We start from the raw sequence: 24,582 nt of genomic DNA on the forward strand, positions 1-24,582 counted from the left end.
TACGGCGGCGCGCGGCCCGGGGCGGGCCGCGCAGCGCACGGCGAAGGGGTGGGGGCCCGGCAGAAGACGTACGGGGCTGTCTCAGAACCGGCGGTCGAAGTACGCGGCGCTTTCCGTGTCCGCGGGGTAGTACGACTCGATCGCGACCTCGTCCAGGGTGATGTCCATGGGCGTACCGAACGTGGTGATGGTCGAGAACATCCGCACCTGTTGTCCGTGGAGACGAAGGACCATCGGCATCACGACGTCGGATGCGACGGACAGGCTCGACGCGTTCTCGGCGCCGGGCGCCAGCAGTTCCTCGTAGAGCGCGGCGAGTTCGGCGTCGGGAGCCTTGGCGAGCTGACGCGTGATCCGGGAGCGGAACACCGCCCGCACGTCGGCCAGGTTGACGACCAGGGGAGCGAACCCGCGCGGGTCGAGGCCCAGCCGCACCAGGTTGACCGGCGGCCGCAGCAGGTCGGGGTCGACGTCCGCGAGGAACGGCTCGACCGCGCGATTGGTCAGCACGATGTTCCACCGGCGGTCGAAGGCCAGCGCCGGGTACGGCTCGTGCGCGCGCAGCACCCTCTGGACCGCGTCCCTGGCCGCCGACAGCGCGTCGTCGTCGAGCGGCCGCTCGGTGTACCGGGGTGCGAAGCCGGCCGCGAGCAACAGCCGGTTGCGGGGCCCAGGCCCTGCGCCCGTGTCTAGTCCGCGTCCTTGTCGGGCGCGCACCGCGGCTGCGGTCCCGAGGGGCCCCCGTAGTTGGACGCGATGCGGACGTCGCCCGCCTTCTGCACCGTGAGCCGCGTGAAGTCGCCCTCCTTGTACAGGCAGCCGCCCTCGGCCCACAGCCACGGCGAGTAGGCGACCCGGACGATGACCGAGCCGGGCTCGGACATGCGGACGGTGAGGTGGGCGCCGTCGGCGGTCACCACGGAGCCGGGCTTGTCGACCAGCGGGACGGCGTCCTTCACGCGGTAGATCCGCCAGTTGTCGTCGTGCCAGACCTGGTCCAGATAGCTCGGCTCGCTGGTCACCAGGTCGTGCTCGCGCTCGGCGGCGCCGTCCGGCTTGCCGTCGCCCTTGTAGAGCACCACGAAGCCGACGGCCCAGTGGTTCAGCCAGGCGCGGTACGAGGACGAGGTGAAGGCGCCCTCCTCCACCTCGGACACCGGCCGGCCCTCGTAGAAGAGGCGGCCGCGCTCCACGTCGGCCTGCCGGTTCCAGCCGCGCGCCATGTTGATGTACGGAGACAGCACGGCGGCCTCGCGGTGGTCGCGGGCCGGGACCACCTCGACGCGGGTGCGGTCGGCGCCCAGGCGGTTGAGCTGCTTGACGACGCCGTCCGTCTCGACGGCCCAGGTGGGCACCTTCGTGTACGCCACTATGTCGGCGGTCGTCTTGATGGAGACCCAGGTCAGGGACAGCACGACGGCGGTGACGAGGACCGCGCGCTGCCAGATGTGGTGCCGCTTGACGCCGGACCACACAGGACGCGGGGAGCCGAGCCGCCGCAGGGTCTCGAGGATCCGTGCGGGCCGCAGGGGCCGCAGCGACTTGGGGAGCGTGAAGTCCCGGTTCATGACGGCGGCGAGCAGTATCGGCGGGGCCGCGATCTCGGCGAAGCGCTCGACGTTCGTACCGATCGGGGTGGGGATCAGCCAGGTCAGGACGACCCCCACCGCGTACACCCCGGCGCCGAACTTCAGCAGCCGCCACGACCGCGGCGCGGCCAGCATCACGACGCCGCACAGCAGCACCGGCGGGAAGATCCGGACGAACGCCATGGGCTGCTCGCCCTCGAAGGGGAACAGCCACGTCGTGAGACCCACCACGACGAACGGCGGCAGGATCAGGGCGAGCGCGCGGCCCCACTGGCGGAGCAGCAGATAGGCGGCGCCCACCACGACGAGGAACAGACCGGCCACCGGGCTGCCCATGGTGGCGAGGGCCGCGCACAGGGTGGCGGCCACGATCCGGCGGCGGCTGCTGCCGCCGACGGCCGCGAGCACGGCGCCGACGCCGAAGGCGACGCCCAGCATGAAGGTCGCCCGGCCGCACACGACCTGGCACCACATCGAGAAGCCGACCACGAGCGCGGGCCACAGCGGCTTGCGGATGGAGCTCCGCATGATGATCGAGACGCCCATGAAGGTGGCGGCGAGCCCCGAGGCGGCCGCCACGGTCCGCACGCCGAAGGCGGCCATCAGATACGGCGAGATGACGCTGTAGTTCGCGGTGTGCAGGCCGCCGTACCAGAACAGGCTGTACGCGGAGCCCGGGTAGCGCCGGGCGAAGCCCGCCCAGGCCTGCTGCGCGGCGAGGTCGCCGCCGCCCGTCGCGAACACCGTCCACCACAGCAGATACAGCGGCAGCAGACCAGCGGTGATGAGCAGCGCCATGCGGTGCCGCCGGTACCAGGGTTCGCGCATGCCGCTGCCCCGGTCGGCTCGGCTGAGTGACGGGGGTGACAGGTCGGCAGAGGCCACGGGAGGCGATCCGTTCGGCTGGCTGGGGCAACTCCTTCGGAGTAGACGCTAACCGCTGCACAATGGTTGGCAGACAGCGACCCCAGGGGCAGGTCTCCGCCAGTATGGGGTGCGGCGGCGGTCACCGCAGCGCCACCGGCGCCTCACCCGTCCGTGGAGGGTGCGCACAGGGCGCCGGGCGGCAGGGCGCCGCCGCCGGTCTCCGCGCGGACGGTGTCCAGCTGGCCGAGGAGGGTGTCGAGGCGCTCGGCGGCGGAGTCGCGCAGGTAGTGCAGGACCGCGCGGTGGAAGGCGTCCCGCAGGGCGGGCGGCATCGCGTCCGAGGCGTCGAAGCACAGCGTCGCGGCCCCGCCGGTGAGCACGGCGGCGGCCCGGCCCCCGCCGGGATCGGTGGGCTGCGGGTCGCCTGCGCCGGGGAAGAACGGCCGCAGCGCCGGTTCGGCCTCCGCGTGCCACAGCCGCCGCGCCTCGGAACCGGACAGGCGTTCGACCAGGTCGCGGGCTGCCGGGCGGTCGCCGAAGGCCGCCGCCATGTCGCCCGCCACCTCGTACGCGTCGTCGTGGGCGGCGGGACCCGGCAGGAAGCGGGCGGACGGATCGACCCGCACGCCCCCGCCCCGGGCCGCCCCCTCGCCGCCTTCACCCTTCGCGTTCGCGTACAGGTAGCGGATGAAGGCGCTCTGGTGCTCGTGCGTGCAGTCCAGCTCCGGCGAGTTCAGAAGCCCCCGGGGGCCCGCCCCCGCGGCGCCGGGTGTGCCCTGGTACGAGGTGGTGAGCGCGAGGTCCACCCACGTCCGCGACCGCTCGCCCAGCAGCCGCGCCCACGCCGTCCAGGCGCCCCGCACCTCGGGGCTGCGCCAGCTCAGGCGGCCCGTGGCCCAGCGCGCGTAGGTGCCGGGGCCCGAGCGGTGCAGGATCAGGTCCTCGATCCAGTCCGTGCCCGGCCAGCCCGAGGTGGCCTGCGACGCCATCCCCAGGCACCACCGCGGCCGCCCGCCGCCCCGCTCCCCGGCCCCCGCGCCCGTCCTGCTCCACACCAGGCTCTTCAGGTCCACCTTCAGCGGCACCCAGTACGTGCGCGGGTCGCCGTCCACCTCGATGCGGGGTGCCCACGGCGGCCGTCCCGGGGCGTCCAGGGGTTGCAGCCGGTTGCCGCGGGCGTACTCGGTCAGCTCGCCCACGCTGTTGAGGACGGCGACGTCCGGCGGGTCCCCGGCCTCCAGCTGCGCCACCAGGGTCTCGCGCAGCGAGCGGGTGCCCTTGTACGTGTACGTCTCGCCGGTGCCGTCGTCGAGCCGCCGCAGCATCGCCTCGAACGCCGTACCCTCGGGGCCGGTCCACGGCCCGAGGACGACCAGGGTGTCGCGGTCCTCGTCGGCGCAGCCGCCGGTGAGGGCGGCGGCGACGAGCAGCAGACAGCACAGGACGGCGGTGCGCGGCGACCGCCGTCCGGCCCGCCGCCCGCGCTCCCGTCGGCGCGCGGGGCGCCGGTCCTTCCTGCTCATGGGGCGGCTCCCGTACGGGTGAGGCGGACGTACTCGCGCCGGTAGGCGTGCAGTGTGCCGCCGGTGAGGGCGGCGCTCAGCAGACCGGCGGGCAGCACCCACACGGCCACGCCGTCCAGGAAGGCGAGGCGGCCGTCGGCCAGCTCGCGGTCCACGGCGTCCTCCAGGGCGGCGATCACATACCGGCCCGGTGTGCGGAACGGATCGTTCTCGGCGGCGCTCTCGATCACGGGGGAGGTCCGGTGCGAGAGCGCGCGGGCCGTGGCCGCGGCGTCGCCCTGCGCCCCCTGGACGAGCACGGCGTCGGCCGCGAGCACCGGCAGCGCGAGGAGCGGCACGGCGGCGACGAGCAGCGGCACGCTGACGTAGAGGCGGAAGCGCCGGTGCAGGAACACCTGGGTGCGCCAGCTGCCGTGCGCGAGGAGCAGGAACGCGACCCCGGACACGACGAACGCGGCGAGCACGCCCGCACCCGCCGCCGCCCGGCCCGCGAACCGCTCCTGAAGGGCACGCTCCAGGGCGGTGACGCGGTCCACGACGGCGGTGGCGCCGGAGCCGGTGGCGGGCCGGCAACCGCGGCGGCCCCCGGTGCCACGGCCCTCCCTGGTGCCGCCGCCCTCCCCAGTGCCCCCCGGCTCCTCCCGGGCCGAGCACAGGATGCTGCGGGCGTACGCGAGGGCGGCCTCGCGCAGCGCCCGGTCGGCGGCGTTGGCCTGGGCCCACGCCGTCCAGGTGCCGTAGTCGGCCACCAGGCCCGCGACCACGTCGAGGTCCTGCCGTTCCGCGGTCGACAGGGCGCCGCTGCGGGCGACCTGGTTGAGGCGCTGGGTGGCCCGGGTGGTCCGGGTCCGGTACCGCTCGCTGAGCCCGCTCAGCTCCACCGCCCGCCCCGCCCGCAGGCTGTCGCCCGCCTCCTGGTCGGCGATCTCCAGCGACACCCGGGCGGCGGCCAGGTCCCCCAGGGCGGGGGCGACCCGCTCCTGGACGTACGCGGCGTCCTCGCGAACGGTGGAGTACGCCCAGGCGAAGGGGGCGAAGGTGAGGGCGGTGAGCAACGGGAGCACCACGAGCCGCTCCCGCAGGAAGGCGTGGTTCCGGCTCCCCCGGGCCGCCGGGGCCCACACCCACCGCCAGACCCGGCCGCCCTTCACGCGGGCCCGCCGTCCCTGTGGGCGGCTCCCGTGACGTACGCACAAGGGCTCACCGCGCCCCCCGGGCGTGACGCAGCCCGAAGGGCCGGATGGCATAGGCCCGGTCCAGCAGCAGCTCGGCGGTGGCGGCACCGGCCCCGCCGGGCTCCCGCGCGGCCTGCTGGGCGAGCCCCAGCCACAGCCCCGACAGGTCGACCCGCAACTGCCGCGCGGAGGCGGGGAACCGCAACCGCGCGTCGGCCCCGCGGGCGACCTCCCGCAGCCGCACGGCAGAGACCGCTCCCGCGCCGAGGAGGACCCGCGCCCTCTCCCAGACGTCTGCCCGCATCCGCAGCCGCGCCTGCTCGTCGGTGAGCCCGTGCGCGAAGAACAGCCGCCCGAGCCGCCGTACGACCTCCGCCAGATCGTCCCCGCCCCGCGCGTGGTCCGCGCACACCCGCACCGCGGCGACCCGCGCGGCGGTGCGGTGCCGGGAGTGCTGCGCCACCGCGTCGAGCGCCTCGACGGCGTGGGCGAGCGCCCGCGGCCCACCGAGGGCGATCCGGGCCCGGGCCGCCCCGAACGCCGCCCCGCCGAGCGAGGGATTGCGCACCCGCACCCCCTCGTACAGCGTGAGCGCCTCCCGCAGGCGGCCGAGCCGCTCGGCGCAGTGGCCGAGGGCGAGCTTCGGCGCGTACTCGCCGGGAATGGCCGCGTACACCAGGTCGAAGCGGCCGCGGGCGCGCGGCACGTCGCCGGCGGCGAGCGCGAGCAAGCCGCGGTGCCAGTCGAGCCGCCAGTCGTACGGGGCCGCCGTCGGCCCGATGGCGTCCTCGGCGCGGACCAGGGCGACGGCGGCCTCGTGCAGCCGCGGCGGGTCCTGGGCACCGGGCCGCAGCGCGATCCGCAGCGTCAGACGGCACCGCAGCAGCTCCACCTCGGGGGTTCCCGGCCACTCCGCGGTGTGCTGGAGGAGCGCGGCCGGGTCGTCGTCGCCGAGCCGGCTCAGGCCGGTGTGCAGGGCGTCTTCGGGGGCGGGGCGCGGAACGGGCAGCTCCTGCGCGGTGTCCCCGGGCGCGGGAGCCGGATACCGCACGGCCGCCCCCTTGCCCCTCCTGTCCCCTCCATCCCCTCTGCTGTCCCCTCCGCCCCCTCCATGCCCTCCATCCCGCCTGCCTCCGGCTCCGTCCGGCACGCCGCCGCCCGCGTCCCGTGCCGCCCACTGCCGCGGCGGTGGCGGTGAGCCGAGCCCGCCGTCCAGGGCGTACGCGGACTGGAGGAACAGCGGTGACGGTTCGAAGGTCTCCGTACGCAGCCGCAGCGAACGCAGCTCACGGAAGACCCCGCGCAGTTGCTCGTCCATCTCGCGGGCCGTGGCGAACCGGTCGGCGCGTTCGGGCCGGGTCGCGCGGCGCAGGACCCGGGCGAGCGAGAAGAGGCCGAGCCCGAGCCCGTCGGGCGGCAGCGGCACCGTCATCCGGCGGGTGGCGCGGCCCTGCGGCCACCGCGCGTCCGGTGCGGTGTCGGAACCGGCGAGCGGGGAGAGGTCCGCGAGCGCGTCGAGGTCGTCGAGCCCGCACAGGTGCCGCAGTGTCTCGCCGAGGCTGAACAGGTCGTCGCCACTGGTGGACTCGCCGCGCGGGCCGACCGTAGGGGCGCGGTAGTCCGCCGAGGTGAGGCCGGGCGCGCCCGCCCGCCGGACGCTGCCGACGTCGATGAACTTCGTCGTGGACCCGTCGTGCATGACGTTCGACGGCTTCAGGTCGCCGTACACCTTGCCGCGCCCGTGCAGATAGGCGAGCCCGGCGAGGAACCGCACGCCGTAGGCGAGCACGAACTCGTAGAAGCGGGCGCCGCCGAACTCCTCGGGGTGCAGCAGGGCGCGGGTGCGGACCTCTTCGAGGGTGGGCCCGTCGACGTACTGGAGGACGAGGAAGTCGCCGACGTCCGGATGGTGCCCGTAGTTGTGGACCCGGATGATGTCGTCGTGGTTCAGCTCGACGAGTTCCTGCCGCTCACGGGCGAGCGGGTGGTCGGCGGAGTCGGGCGGGGGGTGCGGCGCGGGTCCTTCGGGGCCGCCGTTCTCCGGACGCAGGATCTTGATGGCCACCTCGCGTCCCCCGACCTTCGTGTCGAGCGCGAGATAGACCTCGCCCATGCCGCCGTACCCGAGCGGCCGCACCACCCGGTACTGGCGGGCGAGCAGCCGGTCGGGGGGCAGCGGCAGGCCCCGCAGGGCGTCCGGGTCGTCGCCGCGCGAGGCCGCCCGGTCCAGGAGGGTGATCTCCGGCAGGACCGTGGGGTCCGGGCTCTCCGGGGGCAGCACCACGCGGGCGGGACGCTGCGGCGGCAGGGCGACGAACAGTGGCGGCAGGGACGAGTCGCCGTCGCCCTCACGGGACTCCATGGCGCATCAGGATAAACGCGTACGAGTTCGTTGACCCCGACGCGTAGGAAAGGGAAATGCGGCGGTCCGCAAGGGAGTTGACGCCACGTCACTCGGACACGGCGACCCCGGGGCGCGCCACGGGGTACGCCACGTCGCACACCTGGTCCTCGGGTCCCGCCGTGCCCCAGTCCGTGAAGTACACCTCGCGGCAGGCCCCCGCCTGCGCGAGTCCTTCGCGGGCCAGCCACTCCTCCACGGCGTCGTAGGCGGCGATGATCTGCGGATAGACGACCTGTGCCTTGGTGATGCGGGTGTACGCGAGCCGGGCGGCGGGCTCGACGCGGGCCCGCACCCCCCACTGCCGCCCGTGCCCGGCGGCCCACTCGCGGGCCGCCGCCGGGTCCGCGACGGGCACGCACACCTCGGCGGGGCCGTCGCTGTCCTCGGTGACCTCGGCGTGGTAGACCACGAACGGCGCTTCCGTGCCGCCGCCGCAGAGCTTGGCCGCGGCCTTCTCCAGGCGGCCGAGGGAGGCGTCGATCCAGGCGGGGAGGGCGTCGGTGAAGACGTGCCTGCGCTCACTGAGCACGAACATCTCGGGTACGTCGATGGTGCGGACGTCGAACGTGCCGTACACGGTGGGGCTCCTTCGGGACAGGCGGCCGCGGAGGTAGTCCACGAGGGTCCGCTGGGCGGCGAACCGCTCCTCGATCCTGGCCCAGTGCTCCCCGACGGCCTCGGCCGCCCGCTCGCCGTCGAGGCCGACGAGGGCCGCGATGTCCGCGAGCGGCATGTCCAGGCGGCGCAGCAGCACGACGGTGCGGGCCTGCTCGACCTGCTCGGGCCGGTAGTACCGGTAGCCGGTCGCGGCGTCCACGTGCGCCGGGGGCAGCAGGCCCTGCCGGTCGTACAGGCGCAGGGCCTTGGCGGAGAGCCGGGTGCGGGCGGCGAAGGCGCCGATGCTCAGGAGTTCGTCCACGAGGTCATCCTCCGGGACCGGTGGTCGACCGGTCACCGGAGGCGGTCGCCCCCGGCACGGCGACCCTGGACCCTGCCCCTGGGGCAGGGTCAACGCCTGGCTTCCTGAGCAGGGTCGACGCCCGGCTCGCGCGGCGAGGTCAACGCCCCGCCCCCGGGGCGAGGTCGACGCCGAGCAGCGCGTCCCGCCAGATCCGCTCGGTGAGGGCGTTGCCGTACCGGGACTTCCCGCCGCCGACGCCGGACAGCGGCTGGAGCAGCGGATCGCGCGGGCGGGTGCGGAAGAGGGTGACCGCCGTCGAGACCTCCGGCGTGTACCCGGCGAACCACGCTGACCTGAAGCGGTCCTGGTCGGTGGTGCGCCCGGCCGCGACGGGCTGCCCGGAACGGGAGGCGACCCGGCCGAGGCTGTCCTCGGCGGCGTCCCGCAGCACGGCGTCGACCTGCCCCGCGACGCCGGGGTCCAGGGCCCGCCGGGTGCGGGGCGGCTCCAGGCCGCCGACGGCCTCGCCGTCCTTGGTCACCGACGTCACCGAGTACGGGTCGTGCTGGAGGCCGCCGCGCGCGAACGTGCCGTAGGCGCTCGCGAGCCGGACGGCGCTCGGCGTGGACGTACCGAGCGGGAACGACGCGTCGGGGCGCGCCATGCTCCGCCCCAGCATCCCCGCGTCCACCGCGACCTGCCGCACCCTGCGGTGCCCGACCTCCTCGCCGAGCTCGCGGTACGTGGCGTTGCCGCCCTCGACGAGCGCCTCGCCGGGCGTCATGCCGCCGGGGCCCTTGCGGTCGGCGCGCAGTCCGTCCTGGAGGGCGGCGGCGAGCACGAACGGCTTGAACGCCGAGCCCGCGGGGACGCCGGAGGTGTCGGCGTTGTTGCTGAAGTGGCGGGTGGCGTCCGCGCCGCCGTACAGGGCGAGCACCGCGCCGTCCTGGGTGCGCACGGAGGCGGCACCGACCTGCACGCCCTTGTCTTCGGCGCGTTCACGGGGCTCCAGGCGGCGGTCGAGGACGCCGCGGGCGGCGCGGGCGAGCTGGTGGACGCGGCGCTTGTCGAAGGTGGTGTGGATGCGGTAGCCACCCTGGGCGAGGTCCTTGGCGGTGAGCCCGGTGCGCTGGCGCACGTACTTGTCGGCGACGTCGACGAGGTAGCCGGTCTGGCCGTAGTCCCCGCTCAGGCTGGTGGACCGGGACTCCTTGAGCGGCTCGGGGAACTCCTTGTACCGGGCCCGCTCCGCGGCGCTCATCCGCCCCACCGCGACCTGCCGGTCCAGGATCCAGGCCCAGCGGGCCTCGGCGCGGCGGTGGTTGGCGGGGTTCGCCGATGGGTCGTACAGCTCCGCGCCCTTCAGGAGCGCGGCGAGGAGCGCGCTCTGGCTCGCGTTCAGCTGCCGGGCGGGGATGCCGTAGTAGGCGTGTGCGGCGGCCTCCACCCCGTTGGCGCCGCGCCCGAACCAGCTGCTGTTCAGATAGCCCTGGAGGATCTCGTCCTTGCTCTTGCGTTGGTCCACCTTCAGCGAGATCACGAACTCCCGCACCTTGCGCGTCATGGTCTGGTCCTGCGACAGGTAGGTGTTCTTCACGTACTGCTGCGTGATGGTGGAACCGCCCTGCGTCTCCTGCCCCTTCACCATGTTCAGCACGGCCCGCCCGAGGCCTTGCGGGTCGACGCCCGAGTCGCTGTAGAAGCTGGCGTTCTCCGCCGCGATCACCGCGTTCCGCACGGACTCCGGGATGTCGTCGAGGGGCACGTTCTGCCGGTTCACGGCGCCGATGCTCACCATCTGGGTGCCGTCGGCCCAGAAGTACACGTTGGCCTCACGCCCGGCCGCCGCGTTCTCGTCCGGGATGTCCACGGTGACGTACACATATCCGAGCAGCCCCGCGATCGCGCCGAAGCCCAGCAGGGAGCCGCCTAGCCACTGCCGCCACGACGGCAGCCAGCGCCGCACGCCCCGCCGCCCCCGCCGCGGATAGTCGATCGGCCGTCGGGGGCGCCGCCGGACCGTGGCCTTCTGTGCACCTTCGTGCCGCGCGTGTGTCCGCATGATCGAAAAGAGGGCGGCGGCGGGAGCGGCGGTTGGGCGGCGGCCTGTCAGCGGTGCGTAACAGTCGGGGCAGCGCCAACTGCGCGTGGGGGCACTTGCGTTGCCGGTGCGGGCGGGGCGCAGTGTCCTGCCGCCGCCGCCGGCTGTGCCGGCGCGGGCACCCGCCGCGCCTCGCGGGCCCCGGATTTCGGCTTCGGCAGGTTTGGGCCGCGCAAAGCCGTTCGATGTGCGACCGTTGACGGTGCGAGAACCACGTACGCGGCGCTGACCAGCGAAGACGCGAAACCGAGCAGGGATGGCCGGTGTCGGAAAGAGCTGGTTGGAGCCGAAAAGAGAGAGCCAGGTAGAGCCAGCGCAACATAAGGACGCGAACAGCGCGTCAGGTGAATTGTTGGGGGGAGGGTCGCCCGTGCGATCCAAGAACGACGACCGACACGCCTTACCGGCCCGTACCGCGACCGCGCCCCTCGCGGAGCCCGCGGAAGGCGGTCGATCCGAGTGAAGATAACCAACCACAGGGCCGAGGAGCTGAGCACACCGCTCCTCGACGCCTGGCATCGGACGATGAAGGAGTCGCCCGATTACGGAAACCCCTTTCTGGCACCGGAGTTCGCTGCCGGAGTCGGCAGGAGCCGCGGCGGAGCCCGCGTGGCGGTCCTGCACGAGAGGGGGGAGCCCGTCGGCTTCTTCCCGTACGAGCGCACCGCCTTCGGTGTCGGCAGGGCCGTCGGCCTCGGCCTCTCCGACTGCCAGGCACTCGTGCACCGCCCCGGCGTCTCCTGGGACGCCGGGGAACTGCTGCGGGCCTGCGGCCTCTCCGTCCTCGAGTTCGATCACCTCGTGGAGGCGCAGGAACCGTTCGGCCGCTACGTCACCGGTACGTTCGCCTCACCGGTGGTCGACCTGGAGGACGGCGTCGGGGCCGCCGCGGGCGACGGCGCCGACGGCTATGCGGAGTGGCTGCGTGCCACCTACCCGGGGCTCGCCAAGACGACCCTGAAGAAGGAGCGCCGCCTCGGGCGCGACCTGGGCGAGATGCGGTTCGTCTTCGACGAGCGCGACCCGGCGATGCTGCGCCGCCTCATGCGGTGGAAGTCGGCCCAGTACCGCAGGACGTCCCGCATGGACCGCTTCGCGCGGCCGTGGATAGTGGATCTGGTGGAGTCGCTGTTCCAGGTCAGGGAGGAACAGTTCACCGGGGTCCTCTCGGTCGTGTACGCCGGTGACCGCCCGGTCGCCGCGCACTTCGGCCCGATGTCGAGCACGGTCTTCGCGGCCTGGTTCACCGCGTACGACCCCGAACTGCGCTACTACTCACCCGGCCTGCTCATGCATCTGCGCATGGCGGAGGCGGCGGGCCGCGCGGGCGTCCGCGTCCTGGACCTCGGGCGCGGCGACAAGGAGTACAAGGACTGGCTCAAGACCCGCGAACTGCGCGTGGCCGAGGGCTTCGTGACCCGCCCGCACCCGGTCGCGACGGCCCACCGCCTCTGGCGCAGACCGGTCCGCGGCCTGCGGAACACCGTCCTCGCCCACCCCGGCCTGCGCAAGCAGGCGGACCGGCTGCTGAAGACGGTGGGGACGGTGCGTACGAGGGGCTCGGCGCCCGCGGGGGCTCGCCCGGGGTCCCGCGCGGAGGGGGCCCGTCCGGAGTCCCGCTCGGAGTCCCGCTCCAAGGGGGCGGCGGCCCGGGGGCACTGAGAGACGGAGAAGCGGCGCCACGGACCAGCGGTGGCCGGTGGGGTGCTCGCCGGCCGCCGCTGTGCTGCCCTCAGAGGCTGCCGGTGACGGGTGAGCCGGCGCGGTCTGCTTCGTCATGGACGAGCAGGGAGAGCAGCGAGGCCACCGCCAGACCGGACTCGGCCGGGTGCCGCAGCACCTTGGCGGGGTCGATCCGGTAGGTGTTGGAACGGCCCTCGCGGGTGTGCGAGAGATATCCGTCCTTCTCCAGGTCGGCGATGATCTTCTGGACGGCGCGTTCGGTGAGGCGGCAGTGTGCGGCGATGTCGCGGATGCGCGCGTTGTGATTGTCCGCGATGGCTGCGAGCACCCGTGCGTGATTCGTGAGAAACGTCCATCCGGTATGCGGCTCGGGCACTCCATCCATGCATCAACTCTAGGTGCTGTATTTCACGCCTTCAAAAACACGTACCACGTTTCATGTATTAGTTGACTGGTATGGACGGCCCGGGGCAGCCTAGGGACGGAAGCGGAGGTAGGCGGAGACGAGAGGGAGAGGTCATGCCGGAGCCCGCATACTCTGAGCGGCCCCTCGCGGGAGGCAGCATCGAGTGCGTGTCGGACGGTGGTTCCCCCATAACGCCTGTGTTCGTGCCCGCGTGCGTGTCGAGGTCCGCGGCTGTGTCGGTGGCTGCGCCTGTGTCTGCGACCACGGGTGTGTCTGCGACCCAGGTTGCGGCTGTGGCTGAGACTGTGTGCGCGACCGAGGCTGTGTCTGCGACCGAGGCTGCGGCTGCGGCTGCGTCGGCGTCGGCATCGGTGGAGGTCGTGGGGCCTGCGGACGGCCGGGGTACGGTCGTCGCCGTGCGGGGCGAGCTCGACCTGGACGCGGCCCTTCGCCTCAGGCCCGAGCTGTTCGGAGCCCTCGGCCGCTCGGCCGACGGCTTGCGACTGGATTGCGCCGAGGTGAGCTTCTGCGACTGCTCCGGCCTGAATCTCGTGCTCAGCCTGCGCCGGGAGGCCGCCAGGCAGGGCAAGACGGTCACGGTCCGCTCCCTCAGCCCCGTCGTCGAGCGGCTGCTCGACCTGACCGGTGCGACGTTCCTGTACGCGCCCACTGGCGAGGCCGACGAGCGGGTGCCGGGCGCGTCTGCCTCCGCAGGGACCCCGCACGAGAAACCGGCCGCCGAGGAGGCGCAGCCGTCCGAGGGACCCACCGACGAACCTTCCGAGGGACCCGCGGAGGAACCTTCCGAGGGACTCGCCGACGAACCCTCCAAGCGTTCCGTCGAGGACCTGCGGACCACGGTCAGCCAGTTGCGCCGGGCCATGCAGACCCGCCCGACCATCGACCTGGCCCGCGGCATCCTGATGTCGTCCTTCGCCCTGAGCCCCGAGAGCGCCTGGGACGTCCTGGTGACCGCGTCGCAGAACACCAACACCAAGCTGCACTCCCTCGCGGAGGAGCTGGTGAACGCCACGGTCCAGAGCGACGCCCTGTCCAAGGGGGTACGCACCCGGATGGTGGCTGTGGCCGCCGCGGCCGTGGAGAGCGCCGCCGGGAGCGCGGCGGCGACCGCCGGGAGGACGGGCCGGGCGGCGCAACCGCCGCCGGAGGATGCCGCGTAACCCTGACCGCAAGCAGCGCGAGGCCCCGGACCCACCCCACCAGGTCCGGGACTTTCCTGCTCGCGGGCTCTGCTGCGGTCTCGCCCGGCCGGGGACGCAGTTCCCACCCGCTTGGAGATCACCTCGGGCGCGGCCCACGTAGGGCACCTCGTCGCGGCGTACGTCCTCGCTGCGAACAAGGCGCTCGCGAGGGGGGAGGCGTTCGCGCCCGGTGGTCGCTCCCCTTTATAGTCCCTGTGGCGCGGGACCGTTCCCGGCGCTGTCGAGCGTCATAGGCCATAGGCCCCGATGACGCCTTGGGCGAAGACCGAGGCCTGTGGGGTGCGCAGGCCCGGAGGCCCGTAAACCCGCATACTCGGGACCCCGTAGGTTCGTGGGCCCGTAAGGCGGTGGGCCCGAAGGCCCGTAAGCCGTAGCCCGTAGCCCGTAGCCCGTAGGAGAGAGCGTGCGCATGCCCACGATGCCCAGCGCCGCCGCCTGCCCGCCGTGAGCCTTCGTCCACCGTGAGCCGGCACCGGCCGGTACCCTTCGCCCCCTTCGCCCCCGCCTTCGGGGCCGGTGACCCTGCACCGGCAGCGATCCTTCGCCCCTGAAGCAGCGCCCGGACGCCTTCCGCCAGCGCCAGCTGCTGCTCCGCGAACCCCCGGCCCGTCGTACGCAGGCTTCGCGGACCGCACGGACCGCACGGACTCCACGGACTCCACGGACGCCCGCCCGGTCCACCCACGCCTTCCCGACCTACCCGCCCCGCCCCGCATGCCCCTGGCCCCCGCACCTTCCCGCACGCCCTGGCCCCCGCACCACGGCCGGGTGTGCCCGAGCACGACAGGTACCTGCCCTTGTCCACCTCCGCACTCTCCCCGGCCGCGCGGCTGCGCGGCCTCAAACCCGGCTGGTTGAACGACCCGAAGGTCTGGCGGACCGAGGTCCTGGCGGGCCTCGTCGTCGCGCTCGCGCTGATCCCCGAGGCGATCTCGTTCTCGATCATCGCGGGGGTCGACCCGGCCACGGGCCTGTACGCGTCCTTCACCATGGCGGTGGTGATCTCGATCGTCGGCGGCCGCCGCGCGATGATCTCCGCTGCCACCGGCGCGGTCGCCCTGGTCATCGCCCCGCTCAACCGGGAACACGGCCTGGGCCACCTGATCGCCGCCGTCATCCTGGCCGGTGTCCTCCAGATCGTCCTGGGTGCGCTCGGGGTGGCCGGGCTGATGCGGTTCGTGCCCCGCTCGGTGATGGTCGGCTTCGTGAACGCGCTCGCTGTCCTGATCTTCATGACGCAGGTGCCGGAGATGCACGACGTGCCCTGGGCGGTCTACCCGCTGCTCGTGGGCGGTCTCGTACTCATGGTGCTCCTCCCGAGGGTCACCAAGGTGGTCCCGGCACCGCTCGTCTCGATCGTCGTCCTCACCGTGATCACGGTCGCGGCGGGGATCGCGGTGCCGACGGTGGGCGACAAGGGCGACCTGCCCTCGTCGCTGCCCGTGCCAGGCCTGCCGGACGTGCCGTTCACGGTGGACACCCTGATCACGGTCGCCCCGTACGCGTTCGCCATGGCGCTTGTCGGCCTGATGGAGTCCCTGATGACGGCCAAGCTGGTCGACGACCTCACCGACACCCACTCCTCCAAGACCCGGGAGTCACTCGGCCAGGGCGTGGCCAACATCGTCACGGGTTTCTTCGGAGGCATGGGCGGCTGCGCCATGATCGGCCAGACCATGATCAACGTACGGGTGTCGGGAGCCCGTACGCGTCTGTCGACGTTCCTGGCGGGCGCCTTCCTGATGGTGCTGTGCATCGCCTTCGGCCCGATCGTCTCCGACATCCCGATGGCGGCTCTGGTCGCGGTGATGGTGATGGTGTCGTTCGCGACCTTCGACTGGCACTCCATCGCGCCGAGGACGCTCAGGCGGATGCCGGCCGGCGAGATCGCGGTCATGGTCGTCACGGTGGTGTGCGTGATCGCCACCCACAACCTCGCCGTCGGCGTCGTCGCCGGCACGCTCACCGCGACGGTCGTCTTCGCCAGGCGCGTCGCGCACCTGGCGAACGTCACCTCGGTCACCGCCCCCGACGGCGCAGAAGTGGTCTACACCGTCACCGGCGAGCTGTTCTTCGCCTCCTCCAACGACCTGGCGGCCCGCTTCGACTACGCAACCGACCCCGACAGGGTCGTCATCGACCTCACCGCGGCCCACATCTGGGACGCCTCCTCCGTGGCCGCCCTCGACGCGATCGAGACGAGATACGCCCGGCGCGGCAAGACCGTGGAGATCATCGGCCTGAACACGCCGAGCGCCCGGCTCCACGAGAGGCTGACCGGCGAACTCACCGGCGGCCACTGACGGGCGCCCCCCTCACCCACGCCGCGGACCGCGGTATCCACAGGGGCCGCGCGACCCTTGGGCGTACGCCGGCGGCCCTTCGTCATACCTGTACGCCGATACCTTCGCCGCATGGCTGACTATGTGCAGGTGGCCGCCGCCACTGAGACGCGGGACCAAGCCGTCGAGTTGCCACGCACGGCCGTGCGCGACCGGCTCGCCCGGTGCGCAGAACATCGGTCCCGTCTCCGCCGCGTTCTGGCGCGACGGGGGATGCGGCCGACGAGGAGTGGCAGCTGCTGCTCGGGCCACCGCCGACAGGTGCCCCGAGTTGGAGAAGCACCTGCTGGACTGCAACAGCGGATCGGCCCCCACCCGATGGGGGCCGTCAGGCGTACCGTTCTGCGTGTCGAGCTCTGAACGGAGGCACCAGTATGCCCGAGACCAGCGACACCGGCGGAGTACCGCAGCTCACCTTCGGCCAACGTGTCCAGCGGGCACGGACACGTGGCGGCAAGACCCGCGCCTACGTGGCAGACGTGATGGGTCACTCAGAAGAATGGGTGAAGGCCATCGAACGAGGCACCATCGGGATGCCCAGGCTTCCCAAGTTGCTGCGGCTCGCTCACATCCTCGGCATCGAGGACATCACGGAGCTGACCGGTGATCACCGGATTGCAGCGGCCACGTACACCAAGGCCGAGCACCGGCAGTTGCCCATCATCAAGCAGGCTTTGAACAGGTACGAACTGCGGGCCGACGACCGGCCGGCCGAATCGGCGGAGGTGCTCTCCGCGAGACTGGGTCAGGCCTGGAGGCTGTGGCACGCCGCCGACGACCAGGGCGCCGGTAAAGGCAACCGGTCCCGGATTGGACGGTTGCTGCCCGCGCTCCTCACCGATACTCGGCATGCGGTCCGCGCCCTCGAAGGCGCCGAGCGCCGCCGCGCCCTGGTGGCACAGGCCCAGGCTTACCACCTCGCCCAGTTGTTCCTGTCGTTCCAACCCGCCCCTGATCTGGTCATGCTGACCGGCGACCGGGCCATGGCGGCGGCTCAGGACGCTGACAGTCCGCGCGCCATCGCGACTGCGGCCTGGTACGTCAATCACGTTCACCGCGATGCCGGGGACGCCGCGGAGGCACGCGTCGAGCTGGCCGAACAGGCCGTCGCCCTGCTCCCCGCGGAAGACGATCCGGAGTACATCGCCCGCCGCGGCTTGCTCTACCTTGCCGTCGCCCTCTCCTACGCCAAGACCGGCCAGGCCGGAAACGCATGGCGATACTGGGACAAGGCTGACGCCGCCGCCCGCCAGCTCGGCGACGACTACGCACACCCGTGGCTGATCTTCGGACGCGGCATCGTCGACGGGTACGCCATCACCATGCACAACGATCTCGTACAGCCAGTGAGGGCTCTGGAGGTGGCGGACGCTCTGGACCTACGGCGCATCCCCTCTGCAACACGCCGCTCGTATCACCTCATTGAGACAGCACGGGCCCACGGCATGCTCGCCCAGAGCGCGGCAGCCGTCTCCTACCTACAGCGAGCGCACCGAGAGTCTCCCGAGACGATTCAGTACAACCTGTACACGCGCTCTGCGCTGCCGGAACTGGTGACGGCCGGGCCGCGGATGGTCCGTGAGGACGCGAACGAGTTGGCGCAGGAGTTGGGCGTGCCGGTCTCTGCATGATCACGTAAGGGGTAGGAACCCTACCCCCTTGCCTGGGGGTAGGACCTCTACCTATCGCGGGGCGTGACCGCCCCTACGGTCGCTGATGTGAGGCAGATCACCGCGACTGTGAGGGCGAGCTGATGAGCGACAGGCATCTGATCACTGAATGGCTGGCGCAGACCGATTCCGACCCGGGCTCGGTCTACCGCGCGTGGGCGAAGGACGGCATCGCCCTGCTCCCGCTCGGCCGCCGCTTCGACGCAATCCGCGTCCCGTGCGAGCGTATCCACGCCGCCGTCGGCAGCGACGACCCGCGGACAGTCGCCACCGTCCTGCGCTCCTGGCTCGATGGCCCGGTCATCCGGGACCTGCGCAACAGCATGGGGCCCTACTACGTACTGATCGAACCGGACGCCGTATGGGAAGGCGCCGAGGAGTGCCTCCGTCTCGAGACGTATCTGGGCGTGCCCCGCCCCGGTGCGCTTTCCCTGCACGCGCACTGGGTCGTGACCCCCGCTCACCCTGGATATCTGTGCGACCCCGAGCACCTGGCCGCGCTCCTCGCCACGGCCGAACCGCTGGCGGTCGAATCGTGAGCGCCACCGAACAGGCCAAATCGCGTGCCGACGAGCTGGAGGGCATCTACCGGGCGCACCTGGCACGCTGCCCCCGCCGGCACGTCGGCATCCTCGCCGACTGCGAGAAGGGATTCCGCCTGCTCCGCGCCGCGCGCGCGGCCAAGCTCGCCGCCGACAAGGGGGCGCCGTGAGTCAGGGGACGTTGATCTGCTGGCGGTGCGACCAACCGATCCGGCCGGGCCAGCGCTACACGTCGTACGTGAAGGTGTCGCCGTCGCGAGCTGGCGTGACGGTGGTGTGGCACGTGGAGCGGTGTCGGCGCCGGCGGTAGGTCAGCGGAGAAGGTCGGCGAGCGGGACGCCGAGGACGCGGGCGATGCGCAGCAGTGTGGACAGCGTGGCATCGGGACGACCTGCGGAAACGCCAAGATCATTTGGGCGATATCTGGACGATGATCTTCGGTGGGGAGGGTGTAGCGAGGGTGTCCGAGCGTCTAGCCAGAGTGCTCACAACGAAGGCCCAGGGCCGGAGGTTTGCTCCGTGACCTGGGCCTTTGTCGTTCCGATCTGGTGCCCCCGGCAGGATTCGAACCTGCGACACCCGCTTTAGGAGTTTTCCCTGGGCGAGGCCGTGACCTGCGTAAACGTCGGCTGTGGTACGTCTGGCCTGGGAAAACTCCCCTCCGTAGTTCTCACATGTTCGCGGGGTCTCCCGGCCTCATGTGTGCTGGATCCGTTCCACACGATGTGCCACCTGGGCGGGCTACGCGGAGAGGACGCCGCCCAATCAGGCGGCAGCCCTTACTGCGGCACGGTCACTGCCATAAGTTTGCCGTCTCCAAGGTGGAGCCAGCCCCGGCCCGGAGCGACAGGAATGCCGATAACGGAGTCGCCCGTCTTGATGCCGATCCAATCACCGGCATGCCGCTCCTGAGGAGACAGCAGGAGGCCGCGGTGGGCTCTCTTCGCTTTGCCCAGCCAGGGGTAGCTCGGCCCGAGCTTGTCTTCATCGCCTGCAAGGACCAGCGCTGTGCCCTCGTTGAAGCCATGCTCTAGCAGGTTCCGCAGCACACGCCGGGCATCGCACTCGCCCAAGACCTCCGCGTCGTCCATCAGGACAACGATCGGCTCCTCAACGGACGCCACTGACAGGGCCTCCTCGAGTTCGTCGTGCCCGATGTCATCTTGATCGAAGCAAGCAATCACGCCGTCCCGATCGGCCAACTCCCGTAGGGGCGACGGCTTGGGCATGGCTAAGGCGAGCTGAGTGCCGGATGCGAGGAGAGAGCGTGCGATGTTCACCAGCGCCGTGGAGCGACCTGACTTTGAGGGCCCGGCTACAACGAACGCGGGAGCAGTGCCGGAGGCCAGATCAGGGCCGTATGCGGCCAGGTTGTCGTCCCCGACACCCGCAAGTGCCCACAACCTCGGTGCCGCCGGATCGCGCATGGTCCACGCTTCATCGAAGCTGATGCTGGGCGGCAATGAGGCAGAGTGTTTCTGCACCTCCAACGCGTCATGGGCTGCGTCCCACAGCCCGAGCAACAGGACGTGATCTTCCTGCGTCAGGTTCGCCATGTGAGAGAAGGCGACAAGTGCCTCCCGCTCGGGCAGCTCGTCGCGGGTGTACCAGCGGATCCACGCATCCGACGAAATTCCCGTCTGCTCCTCCATGTCAGTGAAGGACCATTTGCGCTTCAGCCTGTGTTCGTCAAGCCGGCGATGCAGCGTGACCAACTCCAGCCGCGCCGGGGAGCGGTCCACCTCGAACTCTCTACTCTTCACGCCGTAGAACGTCGCGTTCGCCGGCCGTTGCTCCGCCGCGGCGTCAGCCATCCTGACGAAGCCTTCACTACGGCGAACTACACCAAGGAACACTCTCAATGCGTCCTTGTCGTGCCACAGAGCCTGCGCCGCATTGAGGATCAATCCCTTCAATGACTCATGCGCGTAGTTGAACTGCGCAGAGTCTTGACTTGCGTTGGCCGGCGTCTCCGTGCCGACTGGTGGCTCTTCTGCTGTCTGCCCCCTTGGGGCCCCGGTGTCCTGCTTCGGCAAGCCCTCGGAAGAGACCGTCGTGTCGTTCACGCCATCATCTCCGGTGGGTGCTGTGGCGTCTGCCGGAGGGTGTACTGATGCTTGGGCGACCGTTTCCCTGACGACCTGCTTCCATAGACCCTTGAAACGATCAACTTCTCCGTCTACGTCGCTGTGTCGAGCGAATTCGGCCAGGACGCGGGCGATCATCTCAAGGCGGCCCCACGGTGGTAGGTCTGGTTTCTGGAATGCGTCCAACACTGCTTGGTGATTCACGATCCAGTAGTCCTGCGCGTCCTTCCCGACGCGGTCGCGAATAGCGCGGGCTGACGGGAGTCCCGCGTCCAGTCTCAGATCGTGGAGCTCGTCGTTCAGCTTCTTCAGGTCAGGCTGGTCAGCTAGGTCGGGCCTCTTCCACGGCTGAGCGACCACTATCTCTGCCCCCTCTTTGTGCTTCTGTATCAGGATTGAAAATCAGGTGCGTTGGCGCCTGTGCTCACGGGCGTCAGGATCTGTCATGCGTGTCATGCGGCGGCTGTTCCTGGCCGATGCTGTCAGCGATCGTCTTGAGCCGTCAGGGGCGTCCGGGAAGCACTCACGCTGGATGTTCAACCCAGTTGGTTCCATACGGAAGGTAGGTCCTCATGGAACAGATCAGCGTGCGCCTGGTAGTCCTCTTGCTGGTCGGAGTCCTGGTCGTCGCCCTGACGCTGCATGCACCCGAAGTCGGGGCGGCCTTGGTGGGAGCCACTGCGGTGGTGGCACTACTCGCCCAACTCATGGGTCGCGAATGACTCTGCCCGAGCGGAGAGTTTGCGGCCATGGGCCACCTGATTTCCCAATTTATGGTCCGATACATTGCGGACGGCTCCATCGAACCCTGGGCACATCTGCGGCTTCATGGAACCTGTGGTGGGTCTCAGCGTCGGTGGCGGTGTTCCTCAATGTCGGCCTGATTCAGCCAGTAGGCGATGTTGTTGCTGATGGTGGTGATGATGGGATGAGCAGGGTCTACGAGGCGTTGTGTGCCTTTGAGCATCCGAGTGAGAATGCGGACGGCTTCCCCGGGGTGGCCAGCGCGTCCGCGCCACATGGCGAGCTTGTCCAGTGTCGAAAATGTGGCGACGTGATCGGGGCCAAGGTGACGTTCGATGCGGGTCAGCAGGGCCTGGTAGGTGACGCTTGCTGTCTGTGCGTCGCCCGTTTCGCCCTGCCAGTGGCCAAGGCTATCGAGGGTCGTCAGGGTTTGGAGGTGGCCAGGGCCAAAGGCGCGTTCCTGGTCGGGGAGGAGCTCTTGCAGTGCGGCGATGGCCGCCCGGGGTGCTCCTGCATAGCCGCGCATGACGGCCAGGCTGTGGCGGGTGCTGAGAATCTCTGCGCCTTCTGGCACGAGGCGGCGCTGCTGATCACGGAGGACATCCTCCAGTGCTTGCACAGCCTTCTGAGGCTCTCCTGCCCAGCCCAAGCACAAAGCGCGGCTGTGTCGGGAGCTGAGTGTGGCGGGGTGGTGAGGGCCGAGGACTCGGGTTCTGTCGGCGATGACGGCAGCGAGGCTCTCAGATGCGGTGGCCGGATCGGTTCTTGCCTGCAAGCGGGCGAGGTTGTGGCGCGCGGTGAGCAGCTCGGGATGGTCTGGGCCCAGGATCTCACCCATGTCGGGGATCAGCGCCTGATACCCGTCGATAGCCTTATCCGCCTGGTCCGCTTCTCCCTGCCAACGGGCAAGGCTTTGCCTGGTGCTCAAGGCGCGCAAGTGGCGGGGACCGAGCGCTCGTGTCTGGTCGGGTAGTAGCGCTTCGAGCAGGCTGACGGCCTCGGCGGGGTTGCCTGCCTCACCTAGCCACCGGGCCAGATTGTGGCGGGCGGTCAGGGTGCCCTCGGCATCGGCACCGAACTCCTCTTCCATGAGGGGGATCAGCCTGCGGTAAGCGGCAGCAGCCTCTACTGCGTCACCCGCGACGCCCTTCCAATAGCAAAGGTTGTGAAGAGTTGCGAGTATCGCCCCACGGCTCGCTCCGTTGCACTGCCGAACAGCGAGAACCTCTTCGAGGGCCGCGAGGGCGCCGCTCGTGTCGCCCGTCTCACCCCGCTCGACTGCAAGGTTGTGACGAGTCACGAGTGTCTCGGGGGCCTCGTAGCCGAACAACCGGATGTGGTCCGCCTCAAGGCTTTCCAGGGTCTGGACTGCTGCGGCATGATCTCCGGCTTGACTTTGCCAGCGGGACAGCTCGCCGCGGGCGACAAGGGTATGCGGGTGGTCGGCTCCAAGGTGCTGGTGGGCGAGGAAGCGGAGCGCGTCGAAATGGGCGCGTGCCCAGGAGATGTCGCCGGATTGACCCGCACTCGTGCCCAGCCGGAAGAGGAGGGTGTATGCGGTGTCGTCCTGCCACAGGGGGTGGTTCTCGCCGTCCTGATCGTGGGCGGCCAACAAGCGGGCGCTGGCTCGCAGCCGCTGTGCCTGATCTTGGTCGTGCGCAGTGTCAGGCCAGATGTCGAGCAGGGCATGGGCAGCCGCCGGCAGGACGGTGTTCCTGCGCTGTGTACGAATGTCGGGCGATGAACCAGGAGGTTGCTGCTCACGCACGGCACGCTGGATGAGTTGGTGCACACGGACCAGCCATGCGTCGTCACAGCCCTCGTTCGGGGTGTGATCAATGAGGTGGAGTCGATCCAGCGTTGCCAGAGTGTGCTCGGCGTCGAACTCGTCGACGGGCTGGTCTGCTCCGCTGCGCTCAGTCAGCCAAGCGCAGGCGGCGTCGCAGGTGAACAGGGGGGCGGGAACGCCGGTTGTCCCGTCAAGGACGGCGGCCAGTTCGAGCATGGGCCGGGCCAGCATGCCGGTGTGCTGGTCGGCCTGGTCGACGGAGATGTCCCACAGCGCTGCCAGTGAGCTTGTTGCAGTACTGCCGCGCACGGCAGGGATCAGTCGTTCGAGGGTGAGCCGACGGTCCGCGAGCAGGTGTCGGTAGCGGGCGATGCTGCACGAGGCGTTGTAGTCGAGGTACGCGGCAGCCCGCGACAGAGCCAGGGGAAGGTGGCCGAGGTCATCGGCGAGTCCCGCCAGCTCCGCGTCCGCACCGGCGGGCACGGCCCGTTGCAGTGTGTTGCGCAGGTGAGTGAGGGATTCCTCGGGGGTAAAGACGCCAACAGACAGGAGTGGGTGACCACTTGCTGTAACTAGATCTCTTTCGCGGCTGCGGGTGGTGACGATAGCCCTCCCGCGACCGGCGGTGTGCCGAGGTGTCCACAGTCCCTCCAACGCGCCGGGGGAGTGCACGTCGTCGAGGACGATGAGCCAGCTGCGATCGGTGACACGCAGCCAGTTGAGGAACTGCTCAGCGGCAGACGCGGTGTTCTCGCTACTGGGTACCAGCTCAAGCTCGCGGGCCGCCTGGGCATAGGCACCTGTCACGGCTGGCGTGGAGTTCGCCGTCACCCATATCAGCACGTCCACTCCACCGTCTGCCCCGTCTGCGGCACGGCGGCAGTATTCGGCGGCCAAGCAAGTCTTGCCGACGCCTCCGGTTCCTGTGATCACGCGCCCACTAACGGCTGCCCCGGCTGCGTCCCCGACGTCACTGTCCTCGGGTCCTTCCAGAGCGCGTGCAAGGGCCTCGCGATGTGCCCGCTCGACGAGCACATCGGCTGTGTCGGGGACCAGACCTATGCGCAGCGGCCGTGCGCTGCGAGGCATATCGCCATGCTGCTTCTGTGTGCGAGGCCCGGACGCCGCACTGTCGCGGCGAGCTGTGGTCCTGCTTTGCTCGGCCGCTCGGCGCAGACTCTCCCACCGAGCACGGGACCGTGGCCCGGGCCTCGAACCGGTGCGGCTTTCGAGGAGTTCGGTCAGGAAGATGAATGTGTGTCCGGCCCGCGGAACACTCAGGGCGTTGAACCATGCGCTGAGAGTGCCCTTGCTCAGGGCGACGGGAGGAGACTGCCGCTTGGCCTGCTGGATGATCTGACCGAACGAGAGCCCGGATGCTTGCCGACTTGCCCTCAGTTCTTCGGCCAGGCGCGAGGCTGCCGCCGGGACGTCCACCATGCCATTCCCCGTTCGTTCTGAACCTTCTACGAACCCTATTCCTTGCCTGTTTGACCACCACATACCTGTAGTTCGGCGGGAGTTGCTTCTCGCCGA

At 70.9% G+C, this 24,582-nt stretch carries 17 protein-coding genes; 7 read left to right on the forward strand and 10 right to left on the reverse strand.

The window, feature by feature from the left end:
* Positions 1-81: 81 nt before the first annotated feature.
* The 7 genes from ACH4DX_RS22460 to ACH4DX_RS22490 all read right to left on the reverse strand — a co-directional run bounded on the left by ACH4DX_RS22460 (position 82) and on the right by ACH4DX_RS22490 (position 10,521).
* Positions 82-654, reverse strand: a complete 573-nt coding sequence (locus ACH4DX_RS22460; RefSeq protein WP_398156401.1) for an XRE family transcriptional regulator — start codon at positions 652-654, stop codon at positions 82-84.
* A gap of 35 nt (positions 655-689) precedes the next feature.
* Complete coding sequence (locus tag ACH4DX_RS22465; RefSeq protein WP_398156402.1) at positions 690-2,417, reverse strand: hypothetical protein; 1,728 nt, start codon at positions 2,415-2,417, stop codon at positions 690-692.
* Between the two features lie 200 nt (positions 2,418-2,617).
* Positions 2,618-3,979, reverse strand: a complete 1,362-nt coding sequence (locus ACH4DX_RS22470; RefSeq protein WP_398156403.1) for an alpha-glucoside ABC transporter substrate-binding protein — start codon at positions 3,977-3,979, stop codon at positions 2,618-2,620.
* Positions 3,976-5,046 (reverse strand): hypothetical protein, encoded by a 1,071-nt coding sequence (locus ACH4DX_RS22475; RefSeq protein WP_398156404.1) that lies wholly within the window; start codon positions 5,044-5,046, stop codon positions 3,976-3,978. The genes ACH4DX_RS22470 and ACH4DX_RS22475 overlap by 4 nt, the downstream gene beginning before the upstream one ends.
* Before the next feature lie 133 nt (positions 5,047-5,179).
* Positions 5,180-7,516 (reverse strand): tetratricopeptide repeat protein, encoded by a 2,337-nt coding sequence (locus ACH4DX_RS22480; RefSeq protein ID WP_398156405.1) that lies wholly within the window; start codon positions 7,514-7,516, stop codon positions 5,180-5,182.
* Between the two features lie 88 nt (positions 7,517-7,604).
* Positions 7,605-8,477, reverse strand: coding sequence for a MerR family transcriptional regulator (locus tag ACH4DX_RS22485; RefSeq protein ID WP_398156406.1), 873 nt, complete (start codon positions 8,475-8,477; stop codon positions 7,605-7,607).
* Between the two features lie 139 nt (positions 8,478-8,616).
* Positions 8,617-10,521: a transglycosylase domain-containing protein gene (locus ACH4DX_RS22490; protein WP_398156407.1), complete on the reverse strand. Its 1,905-nt coding sequence runs from the start codon at positions 10,519-10,521 to the stop codon at positions 8,617-8,619.
* Between the two features lie 498 nt (positions 10,522-11,019).
* Between ACH4DX_RS22490 and ACH4DX_RS22495 the strand changes: the two genes are divergently transcribed.
* On the forward strand, positions 11,020-12,222 hold the full coding sequence (locus ACH4DX_RS22495; RefSeq protein ID WP_398156408.1) for a GNAT family N-acetyltransferase: 1,203 nt from the start codon (positions 11,020-11,022) through the stop codon (positions 12,220-12,222).
* 70 nt (positions 12,223-12,292) lie between these two features.
* On the opposite strand, the gene ACH4DX_RS22500 is transcribed toward ACH4DX_RS22495, so the two are convergent.
* Complete coding sequence (locus tag ACH4DX_RS22500; RefSeq protein WP_398121322.1) at positions 12,293-12,628, reverse strand: helix-turn-helix transcriptional regulator; 336 nt, start codon at positions 12,626-12,628, stop codon at positions 12,293-12,295.
* A 437-nt stretch (positions 12,629-13,065) separates the two neighbouring features.
* Between ACH4DX_RS22500 and ACH4DX_RS22505 the strand changes: the two genes are divergently transcribed.
* From ACH4DX_RS22505 to ACH4DX_RS22525, 5 genes are all read left to right on the forward strand, one after another.
* Positions 13,066-13,830 carry an ANTAR domain-containing protein gene (locus tag ACH4DX_RS22505; RefSeq protein ID WP_398121324.1) on the forward strand — a complete coding sequence of 255 codons (765 nt, stop codon included), beginning with the start codon at positions 13,066-13,068 and terminating at the stop codon, positions 13,828-13,830.
* A gap of 839 nt (positions 13,831-14,669) precedes the next feature.
* On the forward strand, positions 14,670-16,175 hold the full coding sequence (locus ACH4DX_RS22510; protein ID WP_398156409.1) for a SulP family inorganic anion transporter: 1,506 nt from the start codon (positions 14,670-14,672) through the stop codon (positions 16,173-16,175).
* Between the two features lie 413 nt (positions 16,176-16,588).
* Positions 16,589-17,845: a helix-turn-helix domain-containing protein gene (locus ACH4DX_RS22515; RefSeq protein ID WP_398156410.1), complete on the forward strand. Its 1,257-nt coding sequence runs from the start codon at positions 16,589-16,591 to the stop codon at positions 17,843-17,845.
* A gap of 122 nt (positions 17,846-17,967) precedes the next feature.
* On the forward strand, positions 17,968-18,423 hold the full coding sequence (locus ACH4DX_RS22520; protein ID WP_398156411.1) for a hypothetical protein: 456 nt from the start codon (positions 17,968-17,970) through the stop codon (positions 18,421-18,423).
* Entirely contained in the window at positions 18,420-18,596 is a 177-nt protein-coding gene (locus tag ACH4DX_RS22525) for a hypothetical protein (RefSeq protein ID WP_398156412.1), read from the forward strand. Before ACH4DX_RS22520 ends, ACH4DX_RS22525 begins: the two co-directional genes overlap by 4 nt.
* Positions 18,597-19,205: 609 nt before the next feature.
* Here the strand turns inward: ACH4DX_RS22525 and ACH4DX_RS22530 are convergent.
* Positions 19,206-20,873, reverse strand: coding sequence for a hypothetical protein (locus ACH4DX_RS22530; protein ID WP_398156413.1), 1,668 nt, complete (start codon positions 20,871-20,873; stop codon positions 19,206-19,208).
* Between the two features lie 212 nt (positions 20,874-21,085).
* On the opposite strand from ACH4DX_RS22530, the gene ACH4DX_RS22535 reads away from it, so the two are divergent.
* Positions 21,086-21,235, forward strand: coding sequence for a hypothetical protein (locus ACH4DX_RS22535; RefSeq protein WP_261951420.1), 150 nt, complete (start codon positions 21,086-21,088; stop codon positions 21,233-21,235).
* A gap of 125 nt (positions 21,236-21,360) precedes the next feature.
* Here the strand turns inward: ACH4DX_RS22535 and ACH4DX_RS22540 are convergent, their stop codons facing one another.
* On the reverse strand, positions 21,361-24,549 hold the full coding sequence (locus ACH4DX_RS22540; protein WP_398156414.1) for a tetratricopeptide repeat protein: 3,189 nt from the start codon (positions 24,547-24,549) through the stop codon (positions 21,361-21,363).
* Between the last annotated feature and the right edge of the window lie 33 nt (positions 24,550-24,582).

The organism is Streptomyces sp. NPDC017940 (assembly GCF_044328435.1).
Taxonomy (GTDB): domain Bacteria; phylum Actinomycetota; class Actinomycetes; order Streptomycetales; family Streptomycetaceae; genus Streptomyces.

Coding starts and splice junctions, on each gene's coding strand:
- ACH4DX_RS22465 (WP_398156402.1), bottom strand. CDS start 2,417: ATGCGCGAACCCTGGTACCGGCGGCACCGCATGGCGCTGCTCATCACC.
- ACH4DX_RS22470 (WP_398156403.1), bottom strand. CDS start 3,979: ATGAGCAGGAAGGACCGGCGCCCCGCGCGCCGACGGGAGCGCGGGCGG.
- ACH4DX_RS22480 (WP_398156405.1), bottom strand. CDS start 7,516: ATGGAGTCCCGTGAGGGCGACGGCGACTCGTCCCTGCCGCCACTGTTC.
- ACH4DX_RS22490 (WP_398156407.1), bottom strand. CDS start 10,521: ATGCGGACACACGCGCGGCACGAAGGTGCACAGAAGGCCACGGTCCGG.
- ACH4DX_RS22500 (WP_398121322.1), bottom strand. CDS start 12,628: ATGGATGGAGTGCCCGAGCCGCATACCGGATGGACGTTTCTCACGAAT.
- ACH4DX_RS22515 (WP_398156410.1), top strand. CDS start 16,589: ATGCCCGAGACCAGCGACACCGGCGGAGTACCGCAGCTCACCTTCGGC.
- ACH4DX_RS22520 (WP_398156411.1), top strand. CDS start 17,968: ATGAGCGACAGGCATCTGATCACTGAATGGCTGGCGCAGACCGATTCC.
- ACH4DX_RS22535 (WP_261951420.1), top strand. CDS start 21,086: ATGGAACAGATCAGCGTGCGCCTGGTAGTCCTCTTGCTGGTCGGAGTC.
- ACH4DX_RS22540 (WP_398156414.1), bottom strand. CDS start 24,549: ATGTGGTGGTCAAACAGGCAAGGAATAGGGTTCGTAGAAGGTTCAGAA.